12 protein-coding genes are annotated in these 14322 nt (G+C 66.0%); 2 read left to right on the top strand and 10 right to left on the bottom strand.

What is annotated here, in order from left to right:
* Positions 1-61: 61 nt before the first annotated feature.
* Complete coding sequence (locus GFS60_RS19410; protein ID WP_159923730.1) at positions 62-1216, bottom strand: CaiB/BaiF CoA transferase family protein; 1155 nt, start codon at positions 1214-1216, stop codon at positions 62-64.
* Positions 1213-2385, bottom strand: coding sequence for an acyl-CoA dehydrogenase family protein (locus GFS60_RS19405; RefSeq protein ID WP_159923728.1), 1173 nt, complete (start codon positions 2383-2385; stop codon positions 1213-1215). Before GFS60_RS19405 ends, GFS60_RS19410 begins: the two co-directional genes overlap by 4 nt.
* 149 nt (positions 2386-2534) lie before the next feature.
* On the opposite strand from GFS60_RS19405, the gene GFS60_RS19400 reads away from it, so the two are divergent.
* The gene (locus GFS60_RS19400) at positions 2535-3569 is read left to right on the top strand and encodes a LacI family DNA-binding transcriptional regulator (RefSeq protein ID WP_159923726.1); all 1035 of its coding nucleotides are present in this window, start codon (positions 2535-2537) and stop codon (positions 3567-3569) included.
* On the opposite strand, the gene GFS60_RS19395 is transcribed toward GFS60_RS19400, so the two are convergent.
* Complete coding sequence (locus GFS60_RS19395) at positions 3570-5093, bottom strand: acyl-CoA synthetase (protein WP_159923724.1); 1524 nt, start codon at positions 5091-5093, stop codon at positions 3570-3572. It lies immediately after the preceding gene.
* A gap of 56 nt (positions 5094-5149) precedes the next feature.
* Entirely contained in the window at positions 5150-5932 is a 783-nt protein-coding gene (locus GFS60_RS19390) for an enoyl-CoA hydratase (protein WP_159923722.1), read from the bottom strand.
* Between the two features lie 148 nt (positions 5933-6080).
* Here GFS60_RS19390 and GFS60_RS19385 point away from each other — a divergent pair, with 148 nt between their 5' ends.
* Complete coding sequence (locus GFS60_RS19385; RefSeq protein ID WP_236603167.1) at positions 6081-7280, top strand: DDE-type integrase/transposase/recombinase; 1200 nt, start codon at positions 6081-6083, stop codon at positions 7278-7280.
* Between the two features lie 67 nt (positions 7281-7347).
* Here GFS60_RS19385 and fahA read toward each other — a convergent pair whose 3' ends face one another.
* From fahA to GFS60_RS19355, 6 genes are all read right to left on the bottom strand, one after another.
* The gene (gene fahA, locus GFS60_RS19380; RefSeq protein WP_159923720.1) at positions 7348-8538 is read right to left on the bottom strand and encodes a fumarylacetoacetase; all 1191 of its coding nucleotides are present in this window, start codon (positions 8536-8538) and stop codon (positions 7348-7350) included.
* Positions 8535-9425: a hypothetical protein gene (locus GFS60_RS19375; RefSeq protein WP_159927353.1), complete on the bottom strand. Its 891-nt coding sequence runs from the start codon at positions 9423-9425 to the stop codon at positions 8535-8537. The genes fahA and GFS60_RS19375 overlap by 4 nt, the downstream gene beginning before the upstream one ends.
* Entirely contained in the window at positions 9392-10591 is a 1200-nt protein-coding gene (locus GFS60_RS19370; RefSeq protein ID WP_159923718.1) for a homogentisate 1,2-dioxygenase, read from the bottom strand. The genes GFS60_RS19375 and GFS60_RS19370 overlap by 34 nt, the downstream gene beginning before the upstream one ends.
* 94 nt (positions 10592-10685) lie before the next feature.
* Positions 10686-11240: a MarR family winged helix-turn-helix transcriptional regulator gene (locus GFS60_RS19365; RefSeq protein ID WP_159923716.1), complete on the bottom strand. Its 555-nt coding sequence runs from the start codon at positions 11238-11240 to the stop codon at positions 10686-10688.
* Between the two features lie 163 nt (positions 11241-11403).
* Positions 11404-12603 carry a DDE-type integrase/transposase/recombinase gene (locus tag GFS60_RS19360; RefSeq protein WP_236603167.1) on the bottom strand — a complete coding sequence of 400 codons (1200 nt, stop codon included), beginning with the start codon at positions 12601-12603 and terminating at the stop codon, positions 11404-11406.
* 150 nt (positions 12604-12753) lie between these two features.
* Positions 12754-14319 carry a polyamine aminopropyltransferase gene (locus GFS60_RS19355; protein ID WP_159923714.1) on the bottom strand — a complete coding sequence of 522 codons (1566 nt, stop codon included), beginning with the start codon at positions 14317-14319 and terminating at the stop codon, positions 12754-12756.
* Positions 14320-14322: the final 3 nt, after the last annotated feature.

Genomic DNA, 14322 nt, shown 5'->3' with positions numbered 1-14322 from the left:
CGGGGGTTCCTAACACTCTCTTAGGAAAGTCCCCCTGTGAGTACTTCTTAACCGCGGGCGGTTAAGAAGTACTCACAGCTGGGGTGTCCTCGCCCAGGAGCGGCGGCGCGCTGCGGTACCTCGCCGGGGTGGCACTGAGCCGGATCGGGTTCGCCACCTGTCGTACCGGTGTGTCCCGGCGTGGATCGTCAATCTCGACCACCGGATTCAGCCCGAGCCGCTCGGCCAGCGCGACGGCATCGGCGATGTCGTTGAGCGGCCCGCACGGGACACCCTGCGCGGTCAGCTTCTCGAACCATACGTCCGCGGAATCCGATGCCAGCGCCGTGGTGAGGTCCCGGACCAATTGTTCGCGGTGCGCCACCCGTTGCATGTTGGTGGCGTACCGCTCGTCGCCGGCGAGGTGCGGAACTTCGAGAACCTCTACCAAAGAGGCGAATTGGCGATTATTGCCCACCGCCAACACGAGCGGGCGGTCGCCGGTGTCGAAGACCTCGTACGGTGCGATGCTGGGATGCCGGTTGCCCATGGCCTGCGGAACGACACCCGCGCCCACATACCCGGACGTCTGGTTCACGAGGGCGGACAGCAACGACGACAGCAGGTTCACCTCGACCCGCTGTCCCTCGCCGCTCCGGTCACGGTGACGCAACGCAGCCAGGATCCCGACCGCGGCGTGCAGCCCGGTGATGACGTCGACGACGGCCACCCCGACCTTGGTCGGGACGCCGGGTTCCGGACCGGTGATGCTCATCAACCCGCCGACGGCCTGGATGAGCAGGTCGTAGCCGGGCAGGTTGTTGTGCCCACCGAACCCCGTCACCGAGCAGTAGACGACGTCGGGATTGGAATCCCGCACCGTGTCGTAGCCGAGACCGAGCCGGTCCATGGTGCCGGGCAGGAAGTTCTCCACCACGACATCCGCCCGGGCGACGAGTTCCCGCGCCTGCTGAAGGTCGGTGGGATTACGCAAGTCCCACGCGACGGACTGCTTGTTGCGGTTCACCGATTGAAAGTAGGTCGACTCCTCACCCACCCACGGCGGCCCCCACTGCCGGGTGTCGTCCCCGACACCCGCACGCTCGACCTTCACCACCTCGGCGCCGAGATCGGCGAGGAGCATCGTGGCATACGGTCCGGCCAGCACCCGGCCGAAATCGGCGATCAGCAGACCGTCGAGCGAAGCACGCCGACCCGACTCGAGCGACCCGCTCACCTGAACGCGGCCTCGCCCGTCAACGCCTTGCCGATGGTGAGTTGGTGCACCTCGGACGTGCCCTCGTAGGTGAGTACGGACTCGAGGTTGTTGGCATGCCGGATGACGGGGTACTCCAACGTGATTCCATTGGCGCCGAGGATGGTGCGGCATTCGCGGGCGATGGCGATGGCCTCGCGAACGTTGTTCAGCTTGCCGGTGCTCACCTGTTCGGGCCGGACCTCGCCGCGGTCCTTGAGACGTCCGAGATGGTAAGCGAGCAGGTGACCCTTGCCGACCTCGAGCGCCATGTCCGCGATCTTCACCTGAGTGATCTGATAGCCGGCCAACGACTTGTCGAACACCTGACGGTCCTGGGCGTAGGAGATGGCGGTCTCGAGGCAGTCGCGGGCGGCACCCATCGCACCGAAGATGATGCCGAATCGGGCCTCGTTGAGGCAGCCGAGCGGACCGGACAGCCCCTTGGCCTCCGGCAGCATTGCGGAAGCGGGCAGCCGGACGTCCTCGAGCACGAGTTCCGAGGTGACGGACGCCCGCAGCGACATCTTGTGCTTGATCTCCGGCGCCGAGAAGCCGGGGGTATCGGTGGGCACGACGAATCCGCGAATGCCGTCGTCGGTGCGCGCCCACACGACCGCGACGTCCGCGACGGACCCGTTGGTGATCCACATCTTCGTGCCATTGAGAATCCAGTCCTCACCGTCCCGCTTGGCATTGGTGCGCATCCCTGCGGGGTTGGAGCCGAAGTCGGGCTCGGTGAGGCCGAAGCAGCCGATGGCCTGGCCGGCGGCCATGCGGGGCAGCCACTCCTGCTTCTGGTCCTCGCTGCCGTAGTGGTGAATCGCGTACATCGCCAATGAGCCCTGCACCGATACCAGACTCCGGATTCCGGAGTCGACGGCCTCGAGTTCGAGGCAGGCCAGACCGTAGGCGGTGGCGCTCATACCGGCGCAGCCGTACCCCTCGAGGTGCATACCCAGCACGCCGAGTTCACCGAGGCCTTCCGCCAGCTCGCGCACCGGCAGCGCCCCGACCTCGAACCACTCCCCGATGTGCGGGCGGATGCGCTCGTCGGCGAAGCGGCGCACGGTGTCGCGGATCGCGATCTCCTCGGTGTCGAGGAGGGAGTCGAGAGCGAAGAGCTGTGACAGGGACTGCGGGTCGGACATGGTTCCTCCACGGGGCCGGTGGGGCTGGTGCGCAAACGTTCGCGAGAACGATTGCACGAACGATTTCGTCACGTAGACTAGGGCGCGTTCCCGGTCGCCGTCAACCACGTGGCAGGCCGTACTCCCACCCCCGAGCGCGAGGATTGCCTGTGAACCTGCCGGACCGCCCGACACGCACCTCCGGGCGTCCGCCGACCCTGCGAGAGATCGCGGAACGCGCCGGTGTCCACGTGTCGACGGCGTCCCGCGTGCTCCGGCAGCCCGAACCCGCGGACGGCTGGTCGGAGGCCGCTCTGCGAGTCCGCGAGGTGGCGGTCGAACTCGGCTACCAACCAAATCTGTGGGCGGCCAGCCTGCGGACGCGCAAGACCACCACCCTCGGTGTCGTCATGCCGCGGCTCACCGACGGCGTGGTCGCGACCATGTTCCAGGGCATCGAGGAGACCGCCACGGCCGCAGGATATTCGGTCCTGTTGTCCAGCCCGCCGGACGATCTCGATGCCCAGCGCAAAGCCATCGAGTTCCTCGTCAGCAGGCAGGTGGACGGGCTGCTGCTCAGCAGCCTGCACAGCCCCGGACAGGAGTTCGTCGAATCACTGTCGGTGGGTGCGCTGCCGATGCTCCAACTCAACCGGCATGCCGACGTCGGACTGCCGTTCGTGTCCGGTGACGACCACCGGGGCGGATACCTCGCCGGCCGGCACCTCCTCGATCGGGGTTTCACCGACGTCGCCGTCATCGCGGGGCCCGAACACGCCAGCACCTCCCGCGGCCGGGTGGCCGGGTTCCGCGACGCGCTGGCCGAAGACGGGATCACACTGCCCGCGGACCGCCTCGTCCGCTCGGACTTCGACGTGTCGGGTGGCGTCGAAGCCGCCGGCATCCTGCTCGACCGCGACGCGCGTCCGGATGCGATCTTCACCGTCAGCGACACCATCGCCATCGGTGTTCTGGGTGTCGCCCGCGACCTCGGTCTGCGCATACCTGACGACCTCGCACTGGTCGGCTACAACGACATCCCGGTGGTCGCCCAGCTACCGGTGCCGCTGACGACGGTGCGGTCACCGGCCCGTCTCATCGGGGCCACAGGCGTGCGTCACCTGCTGTCACTGATCGCTGGTCACGACGTGGAGTCGGTGCAACTTCCCGTCGAACTCGTCGAGAGGGCGTCGACCAGGCGGTGATCAGAGCGTCGCTCGCAGTTCCCTTTTGAGCAACTTGCCGCTTTGATTGCGGGGCAGTTCGTCGACGAAGACCACCTGCTTCGGCACCTTGAACGGCGCGATGCGCTCCTTGACGTGCGCGATGAGCCCGTCGGGTGTCACTCCGGCCGCGTTCTCCCGCAGCACCACCACCGCGGTGATCGCCTCGATCCATTTGTCGTCCGGCGTCCCGATGACGGCCACCTCGGCCACGTCCGGATGCGTATAGACGGCGTCTTCGACCTCCCGCGAGGCCACGAGAATGCCGCCCGTGTTGATGACGTCCTTGATACGGTCTACCACGGTGATATAACCGTCCGCGTCGCGCGTGACCAGGTCACCCGAGTGAAACCAGCCGTCGCGGAACGCCTCCGCGGTGGCATCCGGGTTGTCCCAATACCCCAGGCACAGCTGGGGTGAACGGTAGAGGACCTCACCGGGGGTGCCGTCCGGGACGTCGTTGCCGTCCGGATCCACCACCCGCGTCTCGACGAAGAACACCGCCTTGCCGCACGACGACGGCCGATCCTCGTGCTCCTCCGGTTGCAGCACCGTGGCCAGCGGACCGATCTCGGACTGGCCGAAACAGTTGTAGAAACCGAGGTCAGGGTAGCGTTCACGCAGCCGGTTCAGCACCGTCACCGGCATGATCGACGCGCCGTACTGTGCCTTCTTCAGCGAGGACAGGTCGCGTGTCTCCAGATCCGGATGTCCGGCGAGCGGCACCCACACCGTCGGGGCGAGAAACAGCGATCCGATGCGATCGGCCTCGATTCGCCGCAGAATCTCCGGGATGTCCGGAGCCTGCATGAGATTCACCGAAGCTCCCACCGACAGGTAGGGCAACATGAAGACGTGCATGCCCGCCGAGTGATAGAGCGGCATGCAGATCAACGGATTGTCGCGGTCGTTCAGCGCGAGCGCGATCACGGAAGACACGTACTCGCACACGAGACCACCATGAGTCATCATGGCGCCCTTGGGCTTCGATGTCGTGCCCGACGTGTACAGCAATTGGGCCAGGTCGGTAGAGGCGACCGGCTCCGCGAGGACGGGTACGTCACCGGAACTGCTGTGGGACAGCAGGGAACCCTCGGCGTCGCGCAGGGGTACGACGTGGCGCAGGTCGAGCCCATCGCGGACGGAGTCGAGTGTTCCTGCCAGCGCCGGGTCCACCAGTGCCGCAGTGCTGCCGGACTGCGACACCAGGTAGGTCAGCTCGTCACCCTTCAGTGCGTAGTTGACGGGTACGTGCACCAGACCGGCACGCGCACAGGCGAGGAACCCGATGACGTAGGCATCCGAATTGGTGCCGTACGCGGCGACGCGTTCCCCCGTCCGAAGCCCGAGGGACCGCAGGTACGCGGCGGCCCGGCTCACCGCGTCGTCGAGTTCGCGGTACGTCCACGTGCGCTCCTCGAAGAGCAGAGCCGTGCGGTCGGGGAACTTGGCGGCCGAGCGCCGGAGCACTCCGTCGACGGTATCGGTACGCGGATCCAGACTCATGCCCGAAGGTTATAGGACGTCCAACTATGACGGCAGAGGTTTCACCATGCCGACACCTACTTCCCCTGCCACTGCGGTGCTCGCTTCTCCACGAACGCCTGCATGCCTTCCTGCGCGTCACACGTGACGGCGTTGGCCGCCATCGTGTCGGCCATGGCCTTGTACGCCTGGTTCTGCGGCAATTCGATCTGCCGATAGAAGGCCTGCTTGCCGATTTTCACCGTGAGTGGACTTGCCTTTGTGATCTTCCGGGCGAGGGTAGTGGTCTCGTCCGCGAGCTTCGCGGCGGGGACAACTATGTTGACCAGCCCCCAGTCCGCGGCCGTCGCCGCGTCGATCGTGTCGCCGGTGAGGAGCATCTGCAGCGCCCGCTTCCGCCCGATCGCGCGGCTGAGCGCCACCATCGGAGTCGAGCAGAACAGTCCGATCTTCACACCCGGAGTCCCGAACACGGCGTCCGACGACGCCACCACGAGGTCGCACGAGGCGGCCAGCTGGCAGCCCGCCGCGACAGCAGCGCCCTGTACCGACGCGATGACCGGCTGCGGGATGTCCTGAACCGTCTGCATCATCTCCACGCAGGTGTCGAAGATTGCCTGCTCGTCCTCGAGGGTGCGACCGATCATCTCCTTCAGGTCGTGTCCCGCGGAGAAGACCGGTCCTTCAGCCCTGATGACGACGACACGGGTGGTGTCGTCGCCGCCCAGTTTCCGAAGCGCTGCGGTGACCTCCCGCATCGCCTCGGACGACAGCGGGTTGCGTTGTTCGGGCCGATTCAGGGTGAGGAACGCGACGCCGGTGTCCGGCTCGACGGTGGTGTCCACGAAGTTCTGGGTCATGCCTACTGCCTACCACCTGTGCGTACTTGTTAACCGTCCGCGGTTTGTTGAGTCTGGGGACATGTGAGACAGATGATGTCCACCCAGATGTGAGACACGCTGCTGTCGATTGAGGTATGAGGCACCTGACTGGTCGTGGACTTGGTTCATGACCGGAACGGAAGCCGTCATGGAACTGCTACACGCCCTGCTGGTGGTCTCGCAGACCACCGGCGCCGACATGTTCGACGGGAACTTCGCCCGCTGGTGCACCGACCACGGGATCTCCCGCGCCACCGCCTACCGGCACAAGAAACGGATCGAGGAGGACGGCCGGTGGACCGCCCGGTCCCGCCGGCCCACCTCCTGCCCACACGCCACCGCGTGGGAGGTGGAGGCCGAGATCGTGCGGCTTCGCCTCAACCTGCCCCATCACGAGCGCGGCGCCGACACCATCGCCTACCACCTGAACGCGGTCGCCGAGAAACAACACTGGTCCGAGCAGGGCTGGACCATCCCGTCCCGGGCCACGATCAACAAGATCCTCTCCCGCTACCACCTGGTCGTCCCCGAGCCGAAGAAACGCCCGAAATCGTCCTACCGCCGGTTCTGCTACCGCAAACCCCGCGACTGCTATCAGATCGACGCCACCGAAGTTCGGTTGGCGACCGGAGCCAAGGCCACCGTCTTCGAGGTCCTCGACGACTGCACCCGCACCCTGGTCGCCACCCGGGTCGCGGACGCCGAGACCGCCGCCGGGGCGATCGCGGCGATCACCGCCGCGTTCACCGACTTCGGGGTTCCGGCACTGGTACTCGCCGACAACGGCAGCGCGTTCACCTCCCGCCGCACCAAGGGCGGCACCTCGGGCTTCACCCGGGTCGTGAAGCGGGCCGGGGCGCGGCTGATCCACTCCACCCCATACCACCCACAGACCTGCGGGAAGGTCGAACGCCACCACCGCACCTTCAAGCAATGGTTGGCCACTCACCCCACCCAACCGACCACTCTGATCGAACTGCAGCAGCTCTGCGACACCTACCAGCGGTTCTACAACACCGACCGCCCGCACAGTGCGGTCAAGATGCCGCCACTGCAGGCCTGGCAGAACGCGCCACTCCTCGGTGGGCCACAAGCACTTCCGATCCAACACGACGCCACCGTGCACGCCCTGATCGTCTCCTCCGCCGGCACCGTGTGCATCGACTCCCACACCCGACTGAGCGTCGGCCGGCGCAGAGCCGGGCAGACCATCACCCTGCTCCACGACGACGACCACGTCACCGCCTACACCGCCGACGGCAACGTGATCGGACACCTACACCTCGACCACACCAAGCGCTACCAAGGACAACTCCAACCCGCCTAAAATCTGTCTCGCATCTACGTAGACACCCGTGTCTCATATCAACGTAGACAGCACAAACCGCCCGCGGTTAACAAGTACTCACAGGTGGTGTTGCCGGCAGAATACGACCGCGGACGTCACCGAAGCCGATGCGACTGCCGTTCGGGCCCGGTGCGGTGGCGGAGATGACGATCTCGTCGCCGTCCTCGAGGAAGGTACGGGTCTCGTCGCCGACCTGGACCGGTTCCTTGCCACCCCAGGTGAGTTCGATGAAGGCACCGCGCTGATTCTTCTCGGGACCCGAGATGGTGCCCGACGCGAACAGGTCACCGGTACTGGCGACGGCACCGTTGACGGTGGTGTGTGCGAGCATCTGCGCAGGCGACCAGTACATCTGCGCGTACGGCGGCCGCGACACGACGTGCCCGTTCCACTCGACGGTCAGATCGATGTCGAGGCCCCACTTCTCCTCGCCGCGCAGGTACGGTAGCGGCTCGGGATCCTGGCTCGGGGTGTCGATGCGAGCGGCCTCGAGGGCGAGCAGCGGCACCACCCACGGCGAGATGGAGGTCGCGAAGCTCTTGCCGAGAAACGGGCCGAGTGGCACGTACTCCCACGCCTGGATGTCGCGGGCCGACCAGTCGTTGACCACCACGGCGCCGAACACGTAGTCCGCGAACTGATCCGGGGTGATGGTCTCCCCCAGCTTCGTCGGGACGCCGACGAGGAAGCCCATCTCCGCCTCGATATCGAGGCGGAGGGACGGACCGAAGTCGGGGGTGTCCTGAGCCGGGGCCTTGCGTTGCCCACACGGCCGGATGACGTCGGTGCCCGACACGACGACGGTGCTCGACCGTCCGTGGTAGCCGACCGGCAGGTGCTTCCAGTTGGGCATCAGCGGCTCGGAGTCGGGCCGGAACAGCCGTCCGAGGTTGGTGGCATGGTTTTCGGACGCGTAAAAGTCGACGTAGTCCGCAACATTTACCGGCAGATGCATGGTGACCTCGTCGACCGCGAACACGGCAGCCGCGTCGACGTCTCCCTGCACGAGTTCGGTGATCTGCCGTCGGACCTCCACCCACCGGTCCCTGCCCTGCGCCATGAAGGCATTGAGGGTCGGCTGCGCGAAGACGTCGTCGCCGAGTACGACGGCGAGATCCACGACGGAATCCCCCACCCGCACTCCGACCCGTGGGACCGAGCCGGCGGTCGAGAACACGCCGTATGGCAGGTTGTCGATCCCGAAAAGCGAATCGTCGGGGATGTCGAGCGTGGTCATGCGGAGGTTCCCTGTTCTGTGGAGAGGACGGATGACGGAACGAGCTGCAGCCCGACGAGGTCTTCGAGCGGCTCGAGGACGCTGCAGGTTCCGAAGGAACGGAACGCGGAGCGCACGGCGTCGACCACGTCGTCGGAGAGGTCACCGAGCTCCTGCGCGAGAAGTGCGCCGTCGCGTTCGGCGAGTGTCGCGGCGAGTTGGGTGACGGTGCCACCACCGAGGGCGTGCCGGGTGGCGAGCAGCACATTGAGGAAGCCGTGCTGTTCGAACCCAGTGTCCGGATCCGTGTTTCGCACGGCATGGTGCAGTCCGGCCGTCGCTTTGAAAGGGACCCCGGTCGCAACCACGGTGTGGATGGCGGCGGCGAGTTCACCTTCGTCCGGGTAGGCCTTCGCAACGACACCGCCGGTACGGAACTTGGCCGAGACCGACGTACCCACGAGTGCGGCCAGCACATCAGGACGCCTCTCGTCGCGTGGAATCTCGACGAACACATCGAGTCCAGCCGTCAAGGTCTCGAGAACCTGCAACGCGGTCATGAAGTCCGCGACCGACTGCTCCGCCGGAACCGCGATTTCGAGGGAAACCGGCGTGACGCCCTCCACCGCGGCAATGCGCGTGAGTGCGGCCTCGAGAGTGGCAGGGCCGCCCGGCAGAGTAAGACTCACGTCGAGCTCGGCCGGGGTGAGTTCGTTCACCCGAGAGGCCGGAAAGACGAACGGGCCGACCAGGTCTGCGTACGGTGATGTCCGGTGACGTGTGTGCGCGGGGATGGCATCGGGCAAGGGCGCATTGCCGGGGGGAAACAGGGCGGCGTCGTCGCACAGACCAGTGAAGAGCGCGGGAATGCCGGTCACTGCGCCGGCCCCCGTCCCGCCCAGGTCCAGGCGTAGCCCAAGTCCTCGCACGCCAGCGCTCCTTCGCCGAGTTCGAGGGGCCGGAAGGCGTCGACCATGACCGCGAGTTCGTCGAAGAACTCGGCCCCGATGCTGCGTTCGTAGGCACCGGGTTGCGGACCGTGGGCATGCCCGCCGGGATGGACGGAGATGGAACCCTGTCCGATGCCGGAACCCTTGCGGGCCTCGTAGTCGCCGCCGCAGTAGAACATGACTTCGTCGGAGTCCACGTTGGAGTGGTAATACGGCACCGGAATCGACAACGGGTGGTAGTCGACCTTGCGGGGCACGAAGTTACAGATGACGAAGTTGTTGCCCTCGAACGCCTGATGCGCCGGCGGCGGCTGGTGCACGCGCCCGGTGATGGGCTCGTAGTCGGAGATGTTGAAGGTATATGGGTAGAGGCAACCGTCCCACCCGATCACGTCGAACGGATGGTTGGCGTACACCATCCGGGTGCCGACGATGCCGTGCGAGGTGCGGTGCTTGACGAGCACCTCGACGTCGGTGCCCTCGGCCTGCAACGTCTCCCCCGGACCGTGGAGGTCGCGTTCACAATATGGTGCGTGCTCGAGTAGCTGCCCGAACCGAGACAGGTACCGCTTCGGCGGGACGATGTGACTGTTGGCCTCGATTGCGTAGGCGCGCAACGGGTCCGGACCGGTCGGAATCCACCGATGGGTGGTCGACATCGGGATCAGGACGTAGTCGCCCTGCTTCGCCTCGAGCGCACCGAAAACGGTTTCCACTGTGGCCGCGCCGGATTCGACGTATACCATCTCGTCGCCGAGAGTGTTGCGGTAGAGCGGCGATTCCTTGCCGGCGACGACATACGAGATGCGCACGTCACCGTTGCCGAGGATCAACCGACGTCCGGTTACGACGTCGGTTCCCGCCCATACCGACTCCGGGAAGAGGTCGTGAAGCTTCAGATGCCTCGGCGAGAGCGGATGGTTGGGCGTCGTGGCCTGATCCGGCAGCTCCCACACCGTGGCGTCGACGATCGCCGAGGGAATGTGCCGGTGATACAGCAGCGACGAATCGGAGGAGAAGCCCTCCTCGCCCATCAACTCCTCGAAGTAGAGCTGACCGTCCTCGTCACGGTGCTGCGTGTGCCGCTTCGGCGGGATGTTGCCCGCCTGCCGATAGAACGCCATGACCGGCCTCCTCGATGTGTCGTCGCTTAGTAAACACATTAACTAGTTTGAGGGCGTGATGGCAAGCACAGGCCGATAACGACGCCAGAAGGATCTAGTTGCGTCCGCGAACGTCGAACTGGCTACGGTTGGTGATCAACTTGTCGAGCAGCATGACGAGGATGCGCTGCTCAGGTTCGGTGAGCACGCTCGCCCACGCATGTTCGCGCTCGTTCTGCTCACGATAAATCTCCCCGATCTCCCGGCGACCGCGCTCGGTGAGCGACAGCTGCACCGATCGGCCGTCCCGCTCATCGGGCGTTCGTTCCATTAGACCGGCGCCGACCAGGGACTTCGTGAGATTGGAGACCGCAGCCCGACTCATGCCGGTGAGCTCGGCCGCACTCTTCGCATCGATCGGCCCGGCCAGCCAGGTGACGAACATCAGCCGGAACGACGACCACGACAGCCCTCGCGGACGGTGGATCGACGACTCGAGGTCGTAGGTCACCACATTGGACGCTCGGTTCAGCGTGAGCAAAACCTGCGTCGCCAGTTGGTGCGTCGAACCGTACTCGGTGCTCAGACGCCGATTGGCCAGCTCGATGAACGACCAGAAGTCGAGGCGCTCAGGCACCTCGACAGGCACCGGCGCAGCGTCATCGGTCATGAGGGAACCCTATCGCGACCGGGTGGCGAGCCGACTGCCTGCCACCGTCGCATTTAGTATATCTATTAACCAACTGCGCCCGTGAGTACTTATTAACACTCGGTGGTTTGTGCTGTCTACGTTGATATGAGACACGGGTGTCTACGTAGATGCGAGACAGATTTTAGGCGGGTTGGAGTTGTCCTTGGTAGCGCTTGGTGTGGTCGAGGTGTAGGTGTCCGATCACGTTGCCGTCGGCGGTGTAGGCGGTGACGTGGTCGTCGTCGTGGAGCAGGGTGATGGTCTGCCCGGCTCTGCGCCGGCCGACGCTCAGTCGGGTGTGGGAGTCGATGCACACGGTGCCGGCGGAGGAGACGATCAGGGCGTGCACGGTGGCGTCGTGTTGGATCGGAAGTGCTTGTGGCCCACCGAGGAGTGGCGCGTTCTGCCAGGCCTGCAGTGGCGGCATCTTGACCGCACTGTGCGGGCGGTCGGTGTTGTAGAACCGCTGGTAGGTGTCGCAGAGCTGCTGCAGTTCGATCAGAGTGGTCGGTTGGGTGGGGTGAGTGGCCAACCATTGCTTGAAGGTGCGGTGGTGGCGTTCGACCTTCCCGCAGGTCTGTGGGTGGTATGGGGTGGAGTGGATCAGCCGCGCCCCGGCCCGCTTCACGACCCGGGTGAAGCCCGAGGTGCCGCCCTTGGTGCGGCGGGAGGTGAACGCGCTGCCGTTGTCGGCGAGTACCAGTGCCGGAACCCCGAAGTCGGTGAACGCGGCGGTGATCGCCGCGATCGCCCCGGCGGCGGTCTCGGCGTCCGCGACCCGGGTGGCGACCAGGGTGCGGGTGCAGTCGTCGAGGACCTCGAAGACGGTGGCCTTGGCTCCGGTCGCCAACCGAACTTCGGTGGCGTCGATCTGATAGCAGTCGCGGGGTTTGCGGTAGCAGAACCGGCGGTAGGACGATTTCGGGCGTTTCTTCGGCTCGGGGACGACCAGGTGGTAGCGGGAGAGGATCTTGTTGATCGTGGCCCGGGACGGGATGGTCCAGCCCTGCTCGGACCAGTGTTGTTTCTCGGCGACCGCGTTCAGGTGGTAGGCGATGGTGTCGGCGCCGCGCTCGTGATGGGGCAGGTTGAGGCGAAGCCGCACGATCTCGGCCTCCACCTCCCACGCGGTGGCGTGTGGGCAGGAGGTGGGCCGGCGGGACCGGGCGGTCCACCGGCCGTCCTCCTCGATCCGTTTCTTGTGCCGGTAGGCGGTGGCGCGGGAGATCCCGTGGTCGGTGCACCAGCGGGCGAAGTTCCCGTCGAACATGTCGGCGCCGGTGGTCTGCGAGACCACCAGCAGGGCGTGTAGCAGTTCCATGACGGCTTCCGTTCCGGTCATGAACCAAGTCCACGACCAGTCAGGTGCCTCATACCTCAATCGACAGCAGCGTGTCTCACATCTGGGTGGACATCATCTGTCTCACATGTCCCCAGACTCAACAAACACTCGGTGGTTAAGAAGTACTCACAGGCGGCGGAGCCGCAGCGCTCAGCGCTGGTAGCCCCTACGCATGTCGTCGACGATGAGCGGCCTGTCAAGCGTGGAGGGCTCGAGTTCGCGCGGTGGGCGGTCACGGGAGAAGACCGCGGACGCCGCGAGAGTGGGGCCGTCGAGGAATCGCAGTTCGGGCGCGTCCGACGGGAGGCGTAGCGACGGCGCCTCGGACTCCGGGGAGGCGAGGACGAACCCCCAGTCGCCGAAGCTGGGCACCAGTACGTGGTACGGCGTGACACTCAGGCCCGCCGACGCGACCGTGGACGTGGTCCGCCAGAACGCGTCCGGTGTCGAATAGGGGCTTCCCGCTTGCACGACCATCAGGCCGCCGGGTTCGAGCGCCCGGGCCGCGAGCCCGTAGAACTCGGTGGAGTACAGGCGTCCGAGTGCCGGGGTGTCGGGATCCGGAAGATCGACGATGACGGCGTCGAAACCGGTGACGGGTGGATCCCGCAGCCACCGGAAGGCGTCGTCGATCACCACGTGCACGCGGGGATCCTGCAGTGCACCCTTGTTGAGGTCGGCGAGGCGGGTGGTGGCGAGTTCGATCACGGCGGGGTCGAGTTCTACTTGCACGATCTCTCGCACACCGTTCAGCCGCAGTACCTCCCGGGCGGCGAGACCGTCACCCCCGCCGAGGATCAGCACCCTCTCCGGGTTTCGGGCCATCGCCGGGTAGACGAGGGATTCGGTGTAGCGGTGCTCGTCGGCGCTCGAGAATTGGAGGTCGCCGTCGAGGAACAGACGCACGTCCCCGCCGCGTTCGGTGATGACGATTTCCTGGTATTGCGACCGTTCGGCAGCCACCACCGGGTCGGTGTACAGCCGTTGCCGTGATGTGGTTTCGATATTGTCGGCGCGCACCAGCAACACGGCGATACTTGCGGCGGCCACGAGCAGCGCGACCACCGCGAGCAGTCGGGTGCGCACGCTCAGCTGCCACCTCAACAGGATCAGCGCCACGACCGCAGCCGCCACGAGATTGATGATCCCGGTGATGGCGGCGCCGCGGATCATGCCGGCGATCGGAAGTAGGACGAACGGCCACAGCAATCCCCCGACGAGTGCGCCCGCGTAGTCGGCGGCGTTCAGGTCGGCCAGCACCTTGCCCGTCGTTTCGGCGTCGTTGTCGCTCCGCCCCGACTGCAGCAGGGTCATCAGCAGGGGTACTTCGGCGCCCACCAGGACACCGATGAGCGCTGTGGCGAGGACGAGAACCACTGCGCTGGAACCGAAGAACGTGAACGTTACATACAGCGTGACTGCGCTGAATCCTCCGGCGAGGCCCAGCACGATCTCTACGGCGACGAACGACACGGCGGCGTGGGAGAGCAGTGGTTTGGCCGCGAGAGCGCCCACACCCAGGGCCGCCACGAATCCGGCAACGATCAGGGAGGTCTGGGTGATGCCGCCGCCGGTGAGGCTGATCGAGAGGGTGAGCAGTGCCAGTTCGTAGATCAATCCGCAGGCGGCGCAGGCGGCGACCGCCGCGAGCAGGAGGACGCGGGAACGTCCGTCGAGCGCCCGCTTCGCCTCGGACTGTGCCGCCACCGTGGTCATCGG

The sequence above is a fragment of the Rhodococcus sp. WAY2 genome (assembly GCF_009859915.1).
Lineage (GTDB): Bacteria > Actinomycetota > Actinomycetes > Mycobacteriales > Mycobacteriaceae > Rhodococcus_F > Rhodococcus_F oxybenzonivorans.
Note: the sequence above shows the minus strand (reverse complement) of the source record. Positions and strands in the feature narration are given on the sequence as shown.